This is a genomic window from Haloarcula sp. H-hyl6 (assembly GCF_056934455.1).
Window position 1 is genome coordinate 814,378 of record NZ_JBRIIK010000001.1, and the last position, 18,836, is coordinate 833,213.

Below are 18,836 nucleotides of genomic sequence, written 5' to 3' on the forward strand. Positions count from 1 at the left end.
GCGAGTGGTTCTTCGCGGACGAGGCGACGCCGGACGTCCGGTAGAAGATATTTACCAGCGCCCCCGGTAGCCGCCGCGTATGCCCTCCCAGCGCTCTCGCCGGTCGGTCCTCGCGGCCTGTACCGGCTTGCTCGCCGCCGGTGGCTGTCTCGAGACCGGGAGCGACTCGCCGGCGACCGGCACGACGACTACCGTGGAACGGACCGACCCCACGACGACCACGGAAGAACAGACCGACGCCGTGACGCCCGACCTCGGCACCGTCTGGGTGACAGACAGCGTCGTCCACACTGCGATGGTGGACAGTCGGATGGTCTCGGGGTCGCCCGACGGGACACAGTTGGTGTTCGCGAGTTGCGTCGACGAGAGTCGCGTCGACCCGGAGGCGTTCTCGCTGGTCGTCGACGGCGAGCGATACGCGCCGAAACCGCCCAGGGACGCCTACGCGGACTTCGACACCATCGCGAACTCGACCGACCGGGTCGCCGACGACGAGACTGTCACCGGGTTCGTCGTGGACGTGCGCGACACCGTGGACAGCGCGACGCTCGAATACGGCGAGGCGTGGTCACACGACCTGTCGGACCCACAGCGCGAGCGACTGACCGGCGACCCGTCCTTCGAGGTGCGCGAGTTCGCGGTCCCCGACACCGTCTCGCCCGGCGACTCGTTGGTCGCCGACGTCACCGTCGCCAACGTGGGGACGGGACCGGGAGCGTTTCGGGCGACCGTCCCGCGGGCGACGGTGTGGCCGACGCTGATAGAACGCGACGTGGCGGCCGGTGAGACTGTGACCGTCACCAGACGGATAACGTGGGGCGCAAGCGACGGCGCACCGCTGGACCGATTGGCGGGCGAGGACTACGAACTCGTGTTGTCGTGGCCCGACGGCCAGCGGTCGGCGACGATTACCGTCACCGAGCAGTCGACGACCACGGACGACTAACTCTCGCTCGCGCTGTCGGCCTCGGCCCGTTCCGCGTGTTCGTTCGGAACGATAGCGGGGTCCTTCCAGAGGAGCGTCACGAAGATGGCGACGCCGAGGGACTCGATGGTCTTGATGGCCGTCTCCAGCGGTTCCGTGTCGAAGTGGTCGAGGATGAGGAACACAGTGCTCTGACTCCCGTGACTGTGGCCGCCACCAGTGGACGCGGCTTGGGCCCCGTCGGCGAGGAAGGCCCCGTGACCGGTGGCGTGCCAGAACACCCACGCGGCGATAGAGCCGAGGAGCAGGACGGTCCCCCCGACGTACGCGGTTCGCAGGCTGACGACCCGGCGAGTCACGAGATAGGGGCCGGACAGCAGGAGCACCGCGAAGACGACGAAGAGGTACGGCCGCGGGTCCGGGACGATACCGCCCGCCGGGAACAATCCGTAGGCCTGAAAGTAGACGATGCTCCGCGGCAGGCCCCACCAGAGGTGAAACGCCGCCGTAGCGAGGACGAGGGCGGCGGCGGCGGCACGGAGTGCCCTGACGGTGCGTCGCTCCATACCGGCAGTTCGACAGAGGGCGACAAGAGGGCATCGGAGTTCGGACCGGTCGTGCGCAAGCGGTGAACAGTCGGTTACGAACCGGTACCCACCAGTCCACAGAGTCTCGAAGCGTTTAATCCCGGGACCCACCGAAAGCGAGTGTGCTCTCCGGTCGTCTCTCGCGCCGAACGCTCGCTCGCGGCGTCGTCCTGTTGCTCGTCGTCGCCCTGCTCACGCCCTCGGTGGTCAGCGCCGTGGCCTACGAACCGAGCGACACGGGGTCGCTCCAGCGCGGCACGGTCACGTCACCGGCCAACGGGACGACAGTCGTCAGCACGCAGGGGTACACCTTCCGCGGGAACACGAACCCCAAGAAGCCCGCCCGACTCGTGGCGCTAGACGAACGGGCCACCTTGGACTGGACCTACCAGAGTCGGCAGGGGACCGACGCGTGGTTCTTCGACGTGGACCCGCTTCCGAACGGGAACCTGCTGGTCGTCTCGCCGCGTTCGGGTAACACCCTCGTCTACGAACTCGACCCGGAGACGCGGACCCGCGAGTGGGAGCAGTTGCTCCCCTACGAGGACACCCACGACGTCGACAAACTCAACGACACCGCGCTGGTCGTCTCGCACATGCGGGCGTGGAACGAGAGCCGGAAGGTGTCCAACGACGAAATCGTCGTCTACAACCGCACCCGCGACGCGGTGACGTGGCGCTGGCGCTACCGGAATCACTTCCCGAACAGCACCGACGGCGGGATGAACCACGACTGGAGCCACAGCAACGACGTCGACGCAGTCGGCGACGACCAGTTCCTGATTTCGCCGCGGAACTTCGACCAAGTGTTGCTCGTCAACCGGACCACCAAGGAGATAGACCGTCGACTCGGCGAAGACGACAACTACAGCGTCCTCCGCGAACAGCACAACCCCGACTACCTCGAAGGGGAGAACGGGACGCCGACGCTCCTCGTGGCCGACAGCGGCAACAACCGCGTCGTCGAGTACGCCTACACGAACGGGACGTGGACCCGGACGTGGAGCGTCGGGTCGAACTCGCTGAACTGGCCGCGGGACGCCGACCGCCTCCCGAACGGGAACACGCTCATCACGGACACGCTGAACCACCGCGTCATCGAGGTGACGCCCACCGGCGAAATCGTCTGGGAGTACTACGCGACCTGGGGGCCCTACGACGCCGAACGGGTCACCCACGGCGACCACTCCACCGGGCCGACCATCCGCGAGCAGAACGCGACGGGCACCTACGAGATAACCGGCAGCGCGGGACTGGTCGCCGGGAGCGGTCAGCGGACGAGCGTCGGGACGTTCATCGCGACGCTGCTCGCCGGGACGCCGCTGTCGAGCGTCGGCGAGGAACTCGGGACCCTGTGGGGCCACTACGCGCCGTGGCTCCGCCCGGTGTGGATGACCGGGTGGGACCTGTTCTACGCGGCCGCTGCGGGCCTGCTCGCTGCGGGGTGGCTCCTGACGGAGTTAGGGGCGGCCGGCTATCGGCGTCTCGGCGACCACGACTCGCTGGACGTCCCGCGCCTCCGCCGCGGGGATTGAGCGACGCGACGGTCGGGACGACACCTTCGCGTGCGCGCCCGTATCGCCCGTAGGCGCCCGCACACCCGCGCTGTCGGCCGATTTTCGCCGAAAGTCTTTAGAACGTCTCCGGGCGTATCGACCCCCAATGACTACCGCAGGTGGTGTCCGATGGAGCTAATCATCACGGAGAAGGACAACGCCGCCCGCCGCATCGCCGAGATTCTCTCGGAGGGGAGCGCGACGGGCGAGCGACGGAACGGCGTCAACGTCTATCGGTGGGGCGACACCCGCGTCGTCGGCCTCTCGGGCCACGTCGTCGGCGTCGACTTCCCGCCGGAGTACAACGACTGGCGCGACGTCGAACCCGCCGAACTCATCGACGCGGACGTGACGAAAGAACCCACACAGGAGAACATCGTCACGACGCTGCAGACGCTCGCTCGCCGCGCCGACGAGGCCGTCGTCGCAACTGACTACGACCGCGAGGGCGAACTCATCGGGAAGGAGGCCTACGAACTCATCCGCGAGGAGACCGACATCCCCGTCTCCCGCGTGCGGTTCTCCTCGATTACCGAACGCGAGGTCCGCGAGGCCTTCGCCGACCCCGAGGAGATAGACTTCGACCTCGCGGCCGCCGGCGAGGCCCGCCAGATTATCGACCTCGTGTGGGGCGCGGCACTCACGCGATTCCTCTCGCTGTCGGCCCGCCAGTTGGGCGACGACTTCATCTCCGTCGGTCGGGTCCAGTCGCCGACGCTGAAACTCATCGTCGACCGCGAGCGCGAAATCGAGGCGTTCGACCCCGAGGACTACTGGGAGATATTCGCCGACCTCCAGAAGAACGGGTCGGGCTTCGAGGCCCAGTACTTCTACGACGACGACGGTAGCGAGGCCGAACGCGTCTGGGACGAGGCCGAGGCCGACGCCGCCTACGCCGACCTGACGAGCGTCGACGCGGCGACGGTGACGAGCGTCCGGCGGCGCACCCGCACCGACAGTCCGCCGACGCCGTTCAACACCACCGCCTTCATCTCCGCGGCGAGTTCGCTGGGCTACTCCGCCCAGCGCGCGATGTCCATCGCCGAGGAACTGTACACGGCCGGTTACATGACCTACCCCCGGACGGACAACACCGTCTACCCCGAGGACCTAGAGGAGGACGCCCTGCTCGACGAGTTCGTCGGGTCGGCGACCTTCGGCGAGGACGCCGAGTCCCTGCTGGAACAGGACGACATCGTCGCCACCGAGGGCGACGAGGAGACCACCGACCACCCGCCGATTCACCCGACCGGCGAACTCCCGTCGAAGGCCGACCTCTCGGAGGACGAGTGGGAGATTTACGAACTCGTCGTCCGGCGCTTCTTCGCCACCGTCGCGGAAGCGGCGACGTGGGAGCGCCTGCGCGTGGTCTGTGAGGCCGGCGGTCGCTCGCTGAAGGCCAACGGCAAGCGCCTGGTCGAACCCGGCTACCACGCCGTCTACCCCTACTCCAGTGCCAGCGAGAACCACGTCCCCGACGTCGAGGAGGGCGAGGAACTGGCGATTTCGGAGGTCCGGTTGGAGGCCAAGCAGACCCAACCGCCGCGGCGCTACGGGCAGTCCCGCCTCATCGAGACGATGGAGGACTTGGGACTCGGGACGAAGGCGACCCGCCACAACACCCTCGAAAAACTGTACGACCGCGGCTACATCGAGGGCAACCCGCCACGGCCGACGGCGCTCGCCAACGCCGTCGTCGAGGCCGCCGAAGAGTTCGCCGACCGGGTCGTCAGCGACGACATGACCGCCCAGTTGGAGCGGGACATGACCCGCATCGCCAACGGGGAGGCCACGCTGGACGAGGTTGCCGACGAGTCCCGGGAGATGCTCCAGCAGGTGTTCGAGGAACTGGCCGCGTCCCGCGAGGCAATCGGTGACCACCTGCAGGAGTCGCTGAAGGCCGACAAGACGCTGGGGCCGTGTCCCGAGTGCGGCGAGAGCATGCTCGTCCGGCGGTCCCGGCAAGGGTCGTACTTCGTCGGGTGTGACGGCTTCCCCGAGTGTCGGAACACCCTCCCGCTCCCCTCGACGGGAGAACCGCTCGTGCTGGACGAGACGTGCGAGGAACACGACATGCACCACGTGAAGATGCTCGCCGGACGGGACACCTTCGTCCACGGCTGTCCGCGCTGTGAGGCCGAGAAGGCCGACGAGAGCGACGACGAGATCATCGGGCCGTGCCCCGAGTGTGGCGTTGCTCCGGAAGAGCAACGAGACGAAGGCGGTGAAGCCGCCGAAGGAGGCGACGAGGAGGGCGGCGAGTTGGCCATCAAGCACCTCCGCTCGGGGTCCCGGCTGGTCGGGTGTACGCGCTACCCCGACTGCGACTACTCGCTACCGCTCCCGCGCAACGGCGACATCGAGGTGACCGAGGAGTTCTGCGAGGAGCACGACCTGCCGGAACTCGTCGTCGACCCCGACAGCGACGACCCGTGGGAACTGGGCTGTCCCATCTGCAACTTCGAGGAGTATCAGGCCCGCAACGCCGTCGAGGACCTCGAAGACCTGAACGGCATCGGCGCCGCCACGGCGGAGAAACTCGCGGCCGCCGGCGTCGAGTCGCTGGACGACCTGCGAGAGGCCGACCCGGACGGCATCGCCGCCGAAGTGCAGGGCGTCAGCGCCGGACAGGTGCAGGACTGGCAGTCCGAACTGGAAGCCTGACCGGGCGTCGTCGCTTCGACGGTCGCTTCTCACTCGTCGACGACGAAGGTCACGCCGTCACACACCGGACACTCGATAGCGTCGGCGTTCTCGGCGGTCACCGAGTCGGCGGCCCCGTAGACGACGGCGTGGGCCACCGCGTCGGCGAGTTGCCGGCCACAGAGCGGACACTCGACGACGCCCGACCGGAGGTCCTCGCGGTCGACGACGTTGGCGTCCCGGTCGCCCGGTTCTCGACCCTCGTCGTCTCTGTCGGTCATGGGTAGCTACAACTGCAGGTGCGACGTCGAACTCGGTCCCTCGTCGTCGTCCGTCCCGCCCTCGTGGTGGAACTCGTAGTCGTCGTCGACCAGAAAGACCGTGCCGTGGCGCTCCGCGACATCGACGCCGGGCAGGGTCGTCCCCGCGGCCTCGCCGTTGTCACAGTCGCCCTCGCAGGCGTCGAACATGGACCCGTGGCGCGGGCAAATTAGCTGGCCGTCGCGCATCGGGACCCCCCGGCCGGTGTCGAACCGCTGGTCCTCGTGGGTACAGCGGTTGACCCACGCCTCGACGCCGTCCTCGCAGGGGACGACGACCACTTCCTCGAGGCCGCCGTGGGGCCCCGCCACGGTGAATAGGTAGGACCCGGTGTCGTGGACCGTCTCCACGGTCGTGAGTTGGTGCATACGGCAGTACGAGGCCGCCGACGGCTAAGAACTGATGGTCGACTCACTCCACGAACGGCGGTGCCGCCCGCGACCGGTGCCACTCCAGATAGCGGAGCGTGGGCGTCTCGTCGGTCGGTATCTGGTCGTACGGGCGCAGGAACACGAGGACTCCCCGCCGGCGGCCGTCTCGGAACCGGCCTGCGAGGGCAGGCTATTTCGGAGGACGCCTCGGAGAAAAGCGCCGTGTGGTCGCGTCCGGCGGGGCCTAACCGCTGTCCGCGGACTCGACCTGTCGGCGTTCGAACCGGTCTGTTCCGCCTTCCGAAGCCGTTATGCCCACAGGCAAAAGTCAAAGCGGTATGAGCGACTGGGCGGACTGGGACCACATCGTCAAAATCGACCCCGACAAGACGCTGGTCGACGGCGAGACGTTCGAGGACGTTGCCGCGACCGGGACCGACGCCATCGAGGTCGGTGGCACCACCGGGATGACCGAGGAGAAGATGCAACGGGTCGTCGACGCCTGCGGGAAGTACGACATCCCCGTCTACATCGAACCGTCGAACCCCGCGTCGGTGGTCCACAGCGACCGCCACGACGGCTACCTCATCCCCGTCGTGATGAACGCCGGCGACGTGACGTGGATAACCGGTGCCCACAAGGAGTGGATTCGCATCGACGACGAGATAGACTGGTCCCGCACGTTCACCGAGGCGTACATCGTGATGAACCCCGACGCCTCCGTCGCCGCCTACACGCAGGCCAACTGCGACTTGGACGCCGACGAAGTGGCCGCCTACGCCGAGGCCGCCGAACACCTGTTGGGACAGGAAATCGTCTACGTCGAGTACTCCGGGATGCTCGGCGACACCGAGAAAGTCGCCGCCGCGGCCGACATCCTGGACGACGCCACGCTGTTCTACGGCGGTGGCATCCACGACTACGACTCCGCGCGGACGATGGCCGAACACGCAGACACGATCATCGTCGGCGACCTCGTCCACGACGAGGGCGTCGACGCGGTGCGGGAGACGGTGAAGGGCGCGCAGGACGCGAAAGCCGCGACGGCCGACCGGTAAGCCACCGTTCTCGTAGCCCCGTTTTGCCGTTCTTTCACGGCGTCGAGTGCTGGCACCGCTCACGGTTCGCGTTGCTCGCCACTTCGCTGTTCGCGGGTCGTTCCTCCCCGCTCGCTTTTCGAGGGCCACTCCCGCCGGTCGTGCCCCTCGCCTCCCTCGCTACGAATGACTTTCCTTAAGTCCCGGCCACCAGAACGCATCCCCATGGAAGACCGCACCTACACCGCGGACGCCGAGCCCGGTGACGAAGTCACCGTCGCTGGCTGGGTTCACGAGATTCGGGACCTCGGTGGCATCGCGTTCCTCATCCTCCGAGACACGACCGGAAAGATTCAGGTCAAGTTCGAGAAGGACGAGATGGACGAGGACCTCGTGGAGACGGGACTGAACGTCCACCGCGAGTCGGTCATCTCGGTGACCGGCGCCGTCGAGGAGGAACCGCGCGCGCCCACCGGCGTCGAAGTCACGCCCCAGAGCGTCGACGTCATCGCGGAGGCCGACCCGGAACTGCCGCTGGACCCCTCCGGCAAGGTCGACGCCGAACTCCCGACTCGACTGGACAACCGGACGCTGGACCTCCGCAAGGAGGAGGTCAAGGCTATCTTCGAGATTCGCGCCGAGGTCCTGCGCTCGGTGCGCGAGGCCTTCCGCTCGCTGAACTGCACGGAAATCAACACGCCGAAAATCGTCGCCACGGGGACCGAGGGCGGCACGGAACTGTTCCCCATCACGTACTTCGGCCGCGAGGCGTTCATGAACCAGAGCCCCCAGTTGTTCAAGCAACTGATGGTCGGCTCCGGCCTCGAACGCGTCTTCGAAATCGGCCCCATCTTCCGTGCCGAGGAACACAACACGCCCCGACACCTCAACGAGGCGACCTCCATCGACTTCGAGTCGGCGTTCTACGACCACACCGAGGCGATGGACGCCTGCGAGCACGTCGTCAAGGCCGCCTACGAGGGCGTCGCCGAGAACTGCGCCGAGGAACTCGAAGCCCTCGGCCTCGAAGAAGAGTTCGAGGCGCCCGAGGGCGAGTTCCCGCGTCTCAGCTATCAGGAGGCCATCGACAGAATCAACGCCACCGGCGAACTCGACGAACCGCTGGTCTGGGGCGACGACCTCTCTACGGAGGCCGAACACGTCCTCGGACAGGAGGTCGGCGAGCACTACTTCATCACGGACTGGCCCAGCGACATCAAGCCGTTCTACATCAAGGACCACGACGACGACGACGAGGTGTCGACCGGGTTCGACATGATGCACCCGTCGATGGAACTGGTCTCGGGCGGCCAGCGTGAACACCGCTACGACCAACTCGTCGCCGGGTTCGAACAGCAGGGTCTCGACCCCGAGGCGTTCGAGTACTACACGAAGATGTTCAAGTACGGCATGCCGCCCCACGCCGGGTGGGGCCTCGGTGGCGAGCGCCTCGTCATGACGATGCTCGGCCTCGACAACATCCGCGAAGCCGTCCTCTTCCCGCGAGACCGGCAGCGGTTGTCTCCCTGACCGTCGGCGAACGTCCTTTTTCAGTCCCGTAACCACGTCGGAACGCCGTCGTCGTCCGTCGTCGGTGGCTCGGCCGACCCGCCGGCCGCGGCGGCCCGCTTCCGGACGACGCCGTCTGCGTGCAGGTAGTTCGGGACGTGGTGGACCCGAATCGGGTCGCCGTGTTCGTGCCTGACTTCCACGTGACCCACGCGCTCGTCGCCGAGCGGTTCCGGGTTGTCGGTCGGATAGAGGTCGCTGGGCTTCAGCGACCCCAGTACCTCGACGCCCGTCACGTCCCGGAGTCTGGCCGTCTCGTCGCGGGCCAGCGGACGGGTCACCGCCACGCTCTCGCCCGAGACGGACATCGTCGCGCCGAGGTCAGCGTACCGGCCGCGGTAGTACCAGACGTGGAGGAGACAGACCAGCGCGAACAGTGCCGCCGGGAGGTACGCGAGGGGGTGGACTGTCCCGGGCGTGGCCTTCGGGACGGCGACCAGCGTCGCGACGAACGCCACGGGCCCCGGCCACACTCTCAGCGCCAGCGTGTACCAGTCGGGTGAGAACGTCACCGTCTCCTCGGCACTCATACGTTCAGGAGCCCGTGGGGCGCAAAAAGCGTTGTCGGTCAGCTCACTCCGGGAACAACTCTTCTTCGCGCTCGATGGCCTCGATGCGCGCTACGTCGTCGGAGTCCAGTTCGAGGTCGGCGGCCGCGAGGTTCGCTTCGAGGTGCGCCCGCGAGGACGCCTTCGGGATGGTGACGACGTTGTCGTAGGACGTGGCCCACGCGATACTGACGGCGGCGGGCGACGCGTCGTGTTTCTCGGCGATGGCTCGAATCGTCGGGTCCTCGAACACCGCGCCGCCGGCCAGCGGCGAGTACGCCACCAGCGGGTAGCCGTGTCGCTGGGCGTCCTCGAGGAGCGACTCGTGCCAGAAGTACGGGTGGAACTCGACCTGATGGGCAGCGACGGTGTCGAGGTGGTCGCGCGCGACGTCGAGTTGGTCCGGTTCGAAGTTCGAGAGACCGACGGCGGCGGTCAGACCGGCCTCGCGCACCGCGTCGACGGCCGGCAGGGTCGTCTCTGGGTCGTAGTCCCCGCGCGGCCGGTGGACGTACAGGATGTCCACGTTGTCGAGTCCGAGACGGTCGAGACTTTCCTCCGTCCCGGGCCGAACCTCGTCCTCGGCGAGACGGTCTATCCACAGTTTCGTCGCCACGGTCAGAGCGTCTCGGTCGACGTCGGCCGCCGCGACGGCGTCCCCGACGACCCGTTCGTTCTCGTACACCTGTGCCGTATCGAGGTGGCGGTACCCGACGTCGATGGCGGCCTCGACGGTGGCCGCGTCGTCGATGCCCATCGTCCCGAGACCGACTGTTGGAAGGTCCATAGTCGTCGCTCGGTCGACGGGAAGAAGGGCGTGTCGGTCGTACTGTCGGCCGTAGCGTCGGGGAGCAGTTCACCACGTCGGCGTGGCGAACTCTGTCACGGGAGTACGGCTGACAGTATCAGAAGTCGGTGCGTTCGGTGACGGCCGCGGCGTGGTCGGCCCACTTCTCCAGCGTCGGCGACCCCCAGTACCGGACGGCCTCGCTCCGTTCGTCGAAGTCGAGGACGCCGATGCGGTGGAGCGCCGGCAGGTGCGTCTCTACGAGAGCGGTTTCGACGGCGTCGACCCGCGTCTCGGCCGCCGGTAGACCAGTTGCCTGTCCCCGTTCCGCGACGGCGGCGGCCAGCGTCGAGACGGCGACGCCGTCCTCGTCACACTCCACGAGATACTGGCAGGCGGCCCGTCGCCGCCAATCCGACAACGCTTCGAATACGCCGTCGACCATAGGCGTCGTGAGGCCTCGGTTCTGTGGTGTCATCCCCCGCCACTCCTCACTGTCTGGCCCACGTGGCTGATTGCTCATGGTCGATTGTGTGTCCCATCGTAGTATCGGAGTATCAACGCAACACCTAGTCTTCTAGGTCCGTCGCGAGAGGACAGCAACACCCCCCTCAGAGGTCCAACAAGCCGTCGAGCAGATTCCGTTCGGCCCGACGGAGGTGCTGGTGGAGGGTCGGGGAGGAGATGTCGAGGGTCTCCGCGAGTTGCTCGGCGGTCGTGTCCCGGGGCCACTCGTAGTACCCCGCGAGGTACGCGGCGCGGAGCACCTCCAGTTGTCGGTCGGTCAGGCGCTCTGCCAACGGCGAGTGGTCGACCACTCGCTTCGGTTGGTGCTCGCGCTCCCGTTTGGCGACGAGCGTGAACGTCCCCCCGGTGGCCGAGAGCGTCTCCTGTATCGTCCGCGGTTCGGCGTCCATCGGCGCCTCGACGGTCACGTTGATTCTGGTCCCGTCCGCGACGGCACCGACGAGACGGACCCCGACGTCGAGGAGCAGCGACTTGTAGCTCTCGTGCTGTCGAAGTTCGAGGACCCCATCGTCCCCCTCCGCGCGGATGACCCGCCCGTCGAGAATCTCCGGGCGCTCCAAGAGGCTGTCGAGGACGACAGACGGCACCGCCCCCTCCACCGAGAGGTACTGCAGAACGTCCTCCCCGATGTCGACACAGCCAGCCGTCTCGAACCGACAGTCGTGTTCGCGGGCCGTCCCGATGAGGGGCGACTCGGCGTCCTCCGAGCGGAACTCCATCTCGACGACCCGGTCGCGTGCCAGCAACCGCCGGTTCTGGACGGCGGTGAAGGCGAACCCGACCATCTCTCCGAGCGCGGTGAAGGCCTCGACGGCCCGGTCGCTGAACGCCTCGGGCCGGTTCGCGTAGACGACGAGCGCCCCGTGGATGGCGTCGTCGTGGCGGAGCGGAACGACGATAGCGGAGCGGTAGTTCCGGGCCAGCGCCTCCTCTGTCCACGACCCCATCCGGTCGTCGGCCGCGAAGTCCTCGACGACCTGCACCTCGCCGGTCCGTATGGCCGCCGTTCCGGGGCCGCTGTCTCGCTCGGCCGACGACGCGCGTTCTGAAACGACGTCGAGGTAGCCCGCGTCGTCGCCGGCGACGGCGTCCTTGGTGAGACGGTTGTCCGGCCCCTCCCGTTCACCGACCCACGCGAGTTCGTAGAGGTCGGATTCGACCAGCCTGTGACAGACGGTCTCGGATATCTCGTGGCGGGTCGCCGCCGACCCCAGTACCCGGATGACGTCCTGAATGAGAACGTGGACCTGTGCGAGCGTCGCCAGTTCGTCGCGCTGTGCCTCCAGTTCCTGCTGGCGTTCCTTCCGGTCGGTGATGTCCTGATGGATGCCGACCATTCGCACCGGGTCCCCCTCGTCGTCGCGTTCAGACACGCGGCCGATGTCACGTATCCACTTGTAGTCGCCGTCTCTCGTCCGCATGCGGTGGTCGCACTGATAGATGTCCGTCTTCCCCTCGAAGTGCGCCTCGATGGCCGCCCACGCCCGGTCGAGGTCGTCGGGGTGGACCAGTTCCTCCCACGTCTCGACCTGCGGGTCGAGGTCGGACTTCGAGTACCCGACCATCTCGGCCCACCGCTCGTCGAAGGTGACCTCCCCGGCCGCCACGTTCCAGTCCCAGACGCCGAGTTCGGCCCCTTCGAGCGCGAGTTCGAGGCGCTCGGTCGTCCGCTCTAGCTCTCGCTTCTGTTCGGTCGCGTCCGTGACGTCTCGATAGAGCCAGAGGTTCGCCTCCCCGTCGGGCAGGTCGACCGGGAGGTAACTCCGCTGCACCATCCGTCCGTCGGCCAGTTGGAGGTCCTCACGGAGCCGCGGCTCCCGGTCCGTAATCGACCGCTCGACCTCGTCGAGGAACGCCTCCGGGTCGGCGAACTGCTCGCTCGCTCGCTCGGCCGCCACGGAACAGTCCGCCCCGACCAACTCCTCGGGTGACTCCGGCACGTCGAAGAGGTCCACGAACCGCTGGTTGGCCGCCAACACTTCCCGGTCGCTGTCCCCGACGAGGATGCCGACCGGCAGGGCGTCGAACAGCGTCGACAGCAGCGCGTTCGACTGTTCGAGTTCGCGTTCCCGCTCGATTCGGTCGGTGACGTTCTGCGAGACGGCCATCCCCGAGACGACGTCGCCGTCGGCGTCGCGTATCGGTATCACCTGCACGTAGTAGTGCCGCCCCTGAAACCCGTCCACGAAGGAGGTCGTTCGACCGGCGAGGGCCGCTTCGTAGGCCTCTTCGAGGAGTTCCGCGTTCTCCGGCGGGAACAGTTCTCCCGGCGTCTTCCCGACGAAGTCTGACGGTTCGAACCCGAGGTCTGCGAGGTCCTCGCCGCCCGCCGCCGTGTACCGGAACTCCTCGTCGAAGAGGAACACGCCGCCGTTCGGGAAGTGCTCGACGAGCCCGTCGAACAGTGCCTTGCGCTCTCTGAGTTCGCGCTCTCGCTCGCGTCGCGCCGAGATGTCCCGGACGACGCCCATCAACCCACGGTACGCGCCGTCGTCGTCGCGGAGGAGCGTGTAGTGGATGGACACCTCACGTTCCGCCCCGTCCTTGCACTGGAGGGTGAGGCCCACGGTTGTCTCCTCCTCGTCGGCCGCGAGCAGGTCCGCTATCGTCTGCTGGCCGGCCTCCAGTTCGCCCGGGACGAGTGTGACGGCCGCGTGCTCGCCGCGCAACTCCTCGGGGTCGTACCCCAACATCTCGGCGAACGAGTCGTTACAGAAGTCGATGACACCCCGTTCGTCGAGAGTGTACAGGCCGTCTTCCGCCCGTTCGGTCAGCAGTTCGAGCATGGACAGTCTGGCCGCTCGGTCGGCCCGGCGGGTGACGTCCTCGACTTCGAGCACTCGGAGCGACCCGGCCGCATCCGGGAGGTCGTACCCCTGCCAGCGGAGGTAGCGCTCGCCGTCCGCCGACTCGACGCGGACCGTCACCGGGTCGGTCGGGTCCGCCCGTAGCCTGTCGGCCGGCGACTCGCCGTCGGGAGCGGCGGCGAGCGAGCGGAGCGCCTCGTAGACGTTCGTCTCCCCGAGGTCGGGGACGCCCCCCAGCGACCCCCGGGACCAGACCGGGTCGCCCGCGTCGTCGACGAGCACTCGCACCCCCTCGTCGGCCCGGGCCTCGACGTCGTCGAGCGCCTGCTGGAACGCCGACGTCGGTCGGTCGGCTACCCTGTCGGTGACGCTGATGGCCTTCTCCGCGAGAAATCCGCCCCGCTGGTCGTCACCTTTCTCGACGAGGGTGGTGGACGCGTCGCGCAGCGTCTCGTCGACGTCGACAGGGTCCCGACTCGTGTAGAGTATCACGGGACAGTCGGCCCGGTCGACGAGTCGCTCGGCGTCGTCGAGTCCGACCGGGTCCACCACGAGACAGTCCGGTGGCGACACCTCGGCCACGTCGAGGGCCCCGTCTGTGCTATCGACTGCCGAGACGTCGATGCTGGCCCGCTGTTCGGCCATCGCGGCCCGTGTGGCCTCCCGCGTCTGGGCGTCGGCGTCCGCGTACAATACCGCGACAGCGTCCGACGTCGCCTCGCTCGACGACGGCCTCTCGGACGCCCTCTGTCGCTTCGGATTCTCTGTCATACGCTAGTACAGTCCGTCGATACTACGCGTACCCACCACCTCTGTCAACTATATACTGTCGGTCAGTTTACGCGCATCGAGGTGCAGAATTTTCTCTCCGCGAACGGACTACTGGTCGACGCCGGCCGCCTCGGCGACGCCCGTCAGCGTCAGCCACGTGTTACACCCGGCCCGGAGGGCGACGAGGTCGTCGGCGAGGACGGTGAGTTCCAGCGTCGCACCGTCCCGGGTGAGCGTCGCCCGCGTCCGGTCGCCGTCGATAGCGCCGAGTTCCGGGCGGATGCTCCGCTCGACGCGGCGTGCCCGCTCCGCGTCGGCGTAGTCGAGCGTGAAAACGGTTCGGTGGGGGGTCGCCACGTCAGTTGACGTCGATTTCTTTGACGTCCGGCGACCGCTCCTTGAGCAGGACGCGGTGGCCGCAGTACGGACAGCGGACGCCACCGTACTCGTCGAGTGTTACGTCGCGCTTACAGCGTGAACACTTGTAGCTCATACCAGATGGGAAGGCGTCGAGGCCCTTTACTCCTCGTCTTCGGCCAGTGCGGCGCGAATCGAGCGGCGGACCGTCTTGCCACCGGGGGTCTCGGGCTTGTAGCTCCCGCCGGTGTACGTGTAGTCACAGTAGCTGCACTGCCAGATGCCGGTGCCCTGCCGGTCGACACGGTCCTCCCCGCAGTTCGGGCAGGTGTGGTCGTCGTTCATGTCCGACTCGATTTCGGCGACGCGGCGGCGAGCGACGCGACCGTAGCGGGCGCCGAATCGGCCGGCGCTCCCGGTTCGTCCTCTCTTGTTGGCCATAGTACTCTGTGGTCGGCCCAGCGGCCACATAAGCCCTTCGAGACGAACGCAGGCCGCCGACTCGGGGCCGAGAGCACACACCACCGTCGACCGCCGGCCACAGCCATTAACCCGCCGCATCTCGAATGGCACGGACGCTATGGACGAAGCACTCGAAGTACTCGAAGTCGTCGCCGACTCCGAACTCGAGGGTGTCGTCACATGGCTACTGCGCCTCGTGGGGCTAATCGTACTGCTCTCGGGGCTGGGACTGTGGCTGTTCACCGAGATGGGACTGCTCGTGCTCCCGGCGTTGCTCATGCTCGTGGGCATCGTGTTACTGGCTGCACCGAGCGTCCTCCTGCTGGCCGCGGAGCTAGCGTAGGGGCAGCCACACCCATTACCGTCGAGACCGAACGGCCAGCGATGGCACCGACCGAGACGCTCCAGGCGCACCTCACCGCCGTCGCACCCGCCACCAGCGGCCGCCTCTCCGACTCCGAGTTCCTGCTGGCCGGGACCGCCGCGGGGGCGCTCGGCTGAGGCGGCACGCAGGCGCTCTCGTGGCTCGACCCGCCGCGGGCCGCCCTCGCCGCGACGGCGCTGTGGGTCGTCCTCGTGAGCCTGTTCGCCGGCGTCACGGTGTTGCACGGCCCCGACGCCGTCCGTTTCTCCGACCCGATGTTCGTCTGGGGAACGGTCAACGGGACGGCGATGGTCGTGACCCTCGCCGGCCTCAGTCCTGTAACTCGGCGTCCCGAAGCGCCTCGTTCAGGTCGGCGCGGACGTGTTCGCCCAGTTCCCGGTCACCGGCCGTCGTGACGACGCGGGTCTCCTGCACGCTGGACCCGTCGCGGATGAGCACTCGGACGTTGCCGTTGGTGTCCGCGCGGGTCGCCTTCGCCCGGACGCCCGTTCGGGACCCCGACCCGCCGGCGTCGATTGGACCGGGGATGACCTTCTTGACGTGGGGGTGGCCCGCGACGGTTTGGATGACCCGCTGGCCCGTCCGGCCGCCGATGAGCGTCGAGTGGCTTCCGCCCAACTTCTCGGCCGGCGCGGCGTCGACGACTTCCAGCGCCGGTTCGCCCTGCCGGTCCAGCACCCGCTGGACGGGGTCCTCGCCCTTCACGCGGAAGAACTCGTGATGTAACTGGCCCCGCACCGCGGCGATGACGTCCCGGTCGCCGGTGACGTACACCTCCTCGGGGCGCTTGCGCCGCACCTCGTCGGCGACGAGGCCCGCGAAGTTCCGCAGTTCGACGACGGCCTTCTCGTCGCTGCCGTCGCCCTCCGGCGTCGTCGTCACCGTCCGCTGGCCGACGACCGACTCGTCGGCGATACAGGAGACGGTCGCTCGGTCCCGGCCGAGTTCGATGACGACCGCCTCCGTGTTGGCAGTGTGACAGACCAGACAGTAGTCGCCCGGTCGGTCGAGCGGCGTCGCACACTGCCGGCAGTCCATGTCTGGACGTAGGGGCGCTCGGCCGGATAAGCCAGACGGTTCGGACCGCCGCCTACGCGTCGGGGTCGCCCTTTCGGAACTCGCGTAAGAGGACCGTCGCGTAGCTTCCCTTCGGCAGCGAGAACGAGAACGTCAGGTCGTCGCCGGTGCGGTCGACGCCGAGGTCCGTCCGGACCATCACGGCCCGCCGCGTCCCGTCGCTGTCGAATTCCCCCGGTAGGTCGAAGTCCCCGGGTTCGAGGCCCACGTCGGCCAGCACCTCGCGCTCTATCTCGCCGGGTTCGCCGTCCGCCAGTTCCGTCTCGGTGCCGACGAGCGGTGCGGTGACGAACGCGCGGCCCCGTTCGCAGTGGCGCTCGACGGTTCGCAGGCGCTTCTCGGTCACGCGCTGAGTGCGGTCGGCGTCGGGCAATCGGAGTCCCTCCGGCGCATCGCTGACCGCGAAGCAGACCACGTCGCCCTCGACGGGCCGGTCGAACGGCAGGCCACGTTCCAGTCGCGCAGAGAGGATGCGGTTGAACACGTACGACTGGGCGGCGTTGACGAACAGCGTCTGGAGGTTCGTCGGGAGCGTCTCGACCGCCTCGCGGAAGTCCGCTGGCGAGTCGGCACCGTTCTCGACGAGCGCGTGACACATCGACCGCTCGTACCCCAGCGCCCGCGGGAGGCGGTCTAGCGCGCCCGCCCAGTCGTGGGTCTCGTCGACGTAGGCGCGGGCGGCCTGCGTGTCCTCGGGTTCCCGTTCGTGCGGGTTGCCCACGTAGGCCAGGACCGCCGCCTCCCACTCCTCGCGGACGATGGCCAGTCCGACCTCGTGGGTGACCGGACGCCGCGACCCGAACCGCTGTTGGCCGAAGTAGTTCGGGACGCCGACGGTCGACTCGGCGGACGGGAGCGAGTCGGCGTCAAGGTCCTCCCGCTCAGTGCCTGCAAAGGCCCGCAAATCTGCCAGTACGCTCGCGGCGTTCTCGGGGTTCTCGCTGTCCCGCACCACGATTTCGAAGGCGTTGCCCGCGAGGTCACCGAACAGCACGGGCCGGCCGGCCCGGCCGACCACCTCGACGTCCGCCCCGTCCACCCTTGGCACGTCGTCGGGAGCGATGCCCTTCACCGAGAACAGTTGTCGGGTGACCGCCCGCTTGTCCTTCGTTCCGGCCCACGAGACGCGTTCACGAGAGATGCCCAGTTTGTCCGAGAGCGCGCTGGCGAAGTCGTTCGTGTCCCAGTCGTGCAACTCGACGCGGAGGACGAGGTGCGGGTAGGCCCCCGTGTCGGCGTCGACGGGCGACGTGTCGAACGCCTCCAGCTCGGTGACGCGGAAGTCCTCGGGCGAGACTCTGAGACGGCCGCCCACGCCGTCGGCGTCGCTGACGTAGTACTCCATGCCGACGACCTGCTCAATCGGGTGGGCCTCGCGCATTGGTCGACTGTTCGGCCGGCCGGGTTTAGCGTTGGCGTTCGTCGTTTGTGAGTCGCGGTTGTGTGAGGAGATGGACACGTGACGGGTGGCAGTCGGAGAGACGCTGGTAGCGCCGAAGAGTAGAGTCGCTGGTTCGTGAAAACGGGACTGTCGAGGTGACCGGGCACTACGAACAGTCGAGCGCGGGTTTAGCGGGGCCGCCGGTCTCTGTCTCACCGAAGCAAGATGAGTACGGCACCGACGAGCAGTTGGCCAACCGGGGCCAAAGCGAGTGCCCCGACCGCCCGGATACCCCGCGTTCGGCCGGCCGCCATCGCCGCGGCGACGGGGACCAACAGGAAGCCCAGATAGAGGACGAGGACGAACCCGAGCGCGACGACCGGTGGTCGAACCGTCGCCGGCGGGAAGCCGAGCGTGAGGACGACGAACCCGGCGAGCGCCAACACTGACGTGACGAGTAGCCAGCCACCGACCGTCGCCACGAGAACCGGGCTCCCGCCCGGTCGTTCGCGGGCGAAGGCCGCCGTGGCCGCGACGGCGGGAACACACGCGTACACGATGGGATACCAGATGCCGTCGGCGAGGCCGAGATCGGCCTCGATAGCGAACGCGAGCACCGCGCCGAGAGCGCCCACGGCGACGGCGAACACGGCCAACTGTCTGTTCCGTTCCATGCGTCGACACCGTACGTATCGACCGCCCAGTCCCTCAACCTGCCGGTCAG

The 18,836-nt window shown here is 67.9% G+C and carries 19 protein-coding genes; 6 read left to right on the forward strand and 13 right to left on the reverse strand.

Annotation, left to right across the window (positions count from 1 at the left end; genetic code table 11):
• The first annotated feature begins 79 nt into the window (after positions 1-79).
• Positions 80-946: a hypothetical protein gene (locus tag Hhyl6_RS04240; RefSeq protein WP_483737979.1), complete on the forward strand. Its 867-nt coding sequence runs from the start codon at positions 80-82 to the stop codon at positions 944-946.
• On the opposite strand, the gene Hhyl6_RS04245 is transcribed toward Hhyl6_RS04240, so the two are convergent.
• A complete protein-coding gene (locus Hhyl6_RS04245) occupies positions 943-1,491 on the reverse strand; it encodes a hypothetical protein (RefSeq protein ID WP_483737980.1) in 549 nt (182 codons plus the stop codon). The two genes, Hhyl6_RS04240 and Hhyl6_RS04245, sit on opposite strands and share 4 nt — an antisense overlap.
• Before the next feature lie 143 nt (positions 1,492-1,634).
• On the opposite strand from Hhyl6_RS04245, the gene Hhyl6_RS04250 reads away from it, so the two are divergent.
• Complete coding sequence (locus Hhyl6_RS04250; RefSeq protein ID WP_483737981.1) at positions 1,635-3,047, forward strand: aryl-sulfate sulfotransferase; 1,413 nt, start codon at positions 1,635-1,637, stop codon at positions 3,045-3,047.
• Positions 3,048-3,197: 150 nt separating this feature from the next.
• A complete protein-coding gene (locus Hhyl6_RS04255) occupies positions 3,198-5,732 on the forward strand; it encodes a DNA topoisomerase I (RefSeq protein WP_483737982.1) in 2,535 nt (844 codons plus the stop codon).
• A gap of 29 nt (positions 5,733-5,761) precedes the next feature.
• Here the strand turns inward: Hhyl6_RS04255 and Hhyl6_RS04260 are convergent, their stop codons facing one another.
• Together Hhyl6_RS04260 and Hhyl6_RS04265 are read right to left on the reverse strand one after the other, a co-directional pair.
• Positions 5,762-5,992: a hypothetical protein gene (locus Hhyl6_RS04260; RefSeq protein WP_483737983.1), complete on the reverse strand. Its 231-nt coding sequence runs from the start codon at positions 5,990-5,992 to the stop codon at positions 5,762-5,764.
• Between the two features lie 6 nt (positions 5,993-5,998).
• Positions 5,999-6,400, reverse strand: coding sequence for a Rieske (2Fe-2S) protein (locus Hhyl6_RS04265; protein ID WP_483737984.1), 402 nt, complete (start codon positions 6,398-6,400; stop codon positions 5,999-6,001).
• A gap of 341 nt (positions 6,401-6,741) precedes the next feature.
• Between Hhyl6_RS04265 and Hhyl6_RS04270 the strand changes: the two genes are divergently transcribed.
• The gene (locus Hhyl6_RS04270; protein WP_483737985.1) at positions 6,742-7,461 is read left to right on the forward strand and encodes a phosphoglycerol geranylgeranyltransferase; all 720 of its coding nucleotides are present in this window, start codon (positions 6,742-6,744) and stop codon (positions 7,459-7,461) included.
• Between the two features lie 204 nt (positions 7,462-7,665).
• Positions 7,666-8,970 (forward strand): aspartate--tRNA(Asn) ligase, encoded by a 1,305-nt coding sequence (aspS, locus tag Hhyl6_RS04275; RefSeq protein ID WP_483737986.1) that lies wholly within the window; start codon positions 7,666-7,668, stop codon positions 8,968-8,970.
• Between the two features lie 20 nt (positions 8,971-8,990).
• On the opposite strand, the gene Hhyl6_RS04280 is transcribed toward aspS, so the two are convergent.
• From Hhyl6_RS04280 to Hhyl6_RS04310, 7 genes are all read right to left on the reverse strand, one after another.
• Positions 8,991-9,539: a hypothetical protein gene (locus tag Hhyl6_RS04280; RefSeq protein ID WP_483737987.1), complete on the reverse strand. Its 549-nt coding sequence runs from the start codon at positions 9,537-9,539 to the stop codon at positions 8,991-8,993.
• Positions 9,540-9,582: 43 nt separating this feature from the next.
• Positions 9,583-10,344 (reverse strand): aldo/keto reductase, encoded by a 762-nt coding sequence (locus Hhyl6_RS04285; RefSeq protein WP_483737988.1) that lies wholly within the window; start codon positions 10,342-10,344, stop codon positions 9,583-9,585.
• 118 nt (positions 10,345-10,462) lie between these two features.
• Positions 10,463-10,789: a DUF7344 domain-containing protein gene (locus Hhyl6_RS04290; protein ID WP_483737989.1), complete on the reverse strand. Its 327-nt coding sequence runs from the start codon at positions 10,787-10,789 to the stop codon at positions 10,463-10,465.
• Between the two features lie 166 nt (positions 10,790-10,955).
• The gene (locus Hhyl6_RS04295; RefSeq protein WP_483737990.1) at positions 10,956-14,450 is read right to left on the reverse strand and encodes a PAS domain S-box protein; all 3,495 of its coding nucleotides are present in this window, start codon (positions 14,448-14,450) and stop codon (positions 10,956-10,958) included.
• A gap of 108 nt (positions 14,451-14,558) precedes the next feature.
• Complete coding sequence (locus Hhyl6_RS04300) at positions 14,559-14,807, reverse strand: KEOPS complex subunit Pcc1 (protein ID WP_483737991.1); 249 nt, start codon at positions 14,805-14,807, stop codon at positions 14,559-14,561.
• A 1-nt stretch (position 14,808) separates the two neighbouring features.
• Entirely contained in the window at positions 14,809-14,943 is a 135-nt protein-coding gene (locus tag Hhyl6_RS04305; protein WP_162316872.1) for a DNA-directed RNA polymerase subunit P, read from the reverse strand.
• Between the two features lie 26 nt (positions 14,944-14,969).
• On the reverse strand, positions 14,970-15,278 hold the full coding sequence (locus tag Hhyl6_RS04310; RefSeq protein ID WP_483739670.1) for a 50S ribosomal protein L37ae: 309 nt from the start codon (positions 15,276-15,278) through the stop codon (positions 14,970-14,972).
• 109 nt (positions 15,279-15,387) lie between these two features.
• Between Hhyl6_RS04310 and Hhyl6_RS04315 the strand changes: the two genes are divergently transcribed.
• Positions 15,388-15,612, forward strand: a complete 225-nt coding sequence (locus Hhyl6_RS04315) for a hypothetical protein (RefSeq protein WP_483737992.1) — start codon at positions 15,388-15,390, stop codon at positions 15,610-15,612.
• 351 nt (positions 15,613-15,963) lie between these two features.
• On the opposite strand, the gene Hhyl6_RS04320 is transcribed toward Hhyl6_RS04315, so the two are convergent.
• The 3 genes from Hhyl6_RS04320 to Hhyl6_RS04330 all read right to left on the reverse strand — a co-directional run bounded on the left by Hhyl6_RS04320 (position 15,964) and on the right by Hhyl6_RS04330 (position 18,786).
• Complete coding sequence (locus Hhyl6_RS04320; RefSeq protein WP_483737993.1) at positions 15,964-16,692, reverse strand: DUF2103 domain-containing protein; 729 nt, start codon at positions 16,690-16,692, stop codon at positions 15,964-15,966.
• A 52-nt stretch (positions 16,693-16,744) separates the two neighbouring features.
• Complete coding sequence (truD, locus tag Hhyl6_RS04325; protein ID WP_483737994.1) at positions 16,745-18,112, reverse strand: tRNA pseudouridine(13) synthase TruD; 1,368 nt, start codon at positions 18,110-18,112, stop codon at positions 16,745-16,747.
• A gap of 212 nt (positions 18,113-18,324) precedes the next feature.
• Positions 18,325-18,786, reverse strand: coding sequence for a hypothetical protein (locus tag Hhyl6_RS04330; RefSeq protein WP_483737995.1), 462 nt, complete (start codon positions 18,784-18,786; stop codon positions 18,325-18,327).
• Positions 18,787-18,836 lie beyond the last annotated feature (50 nt).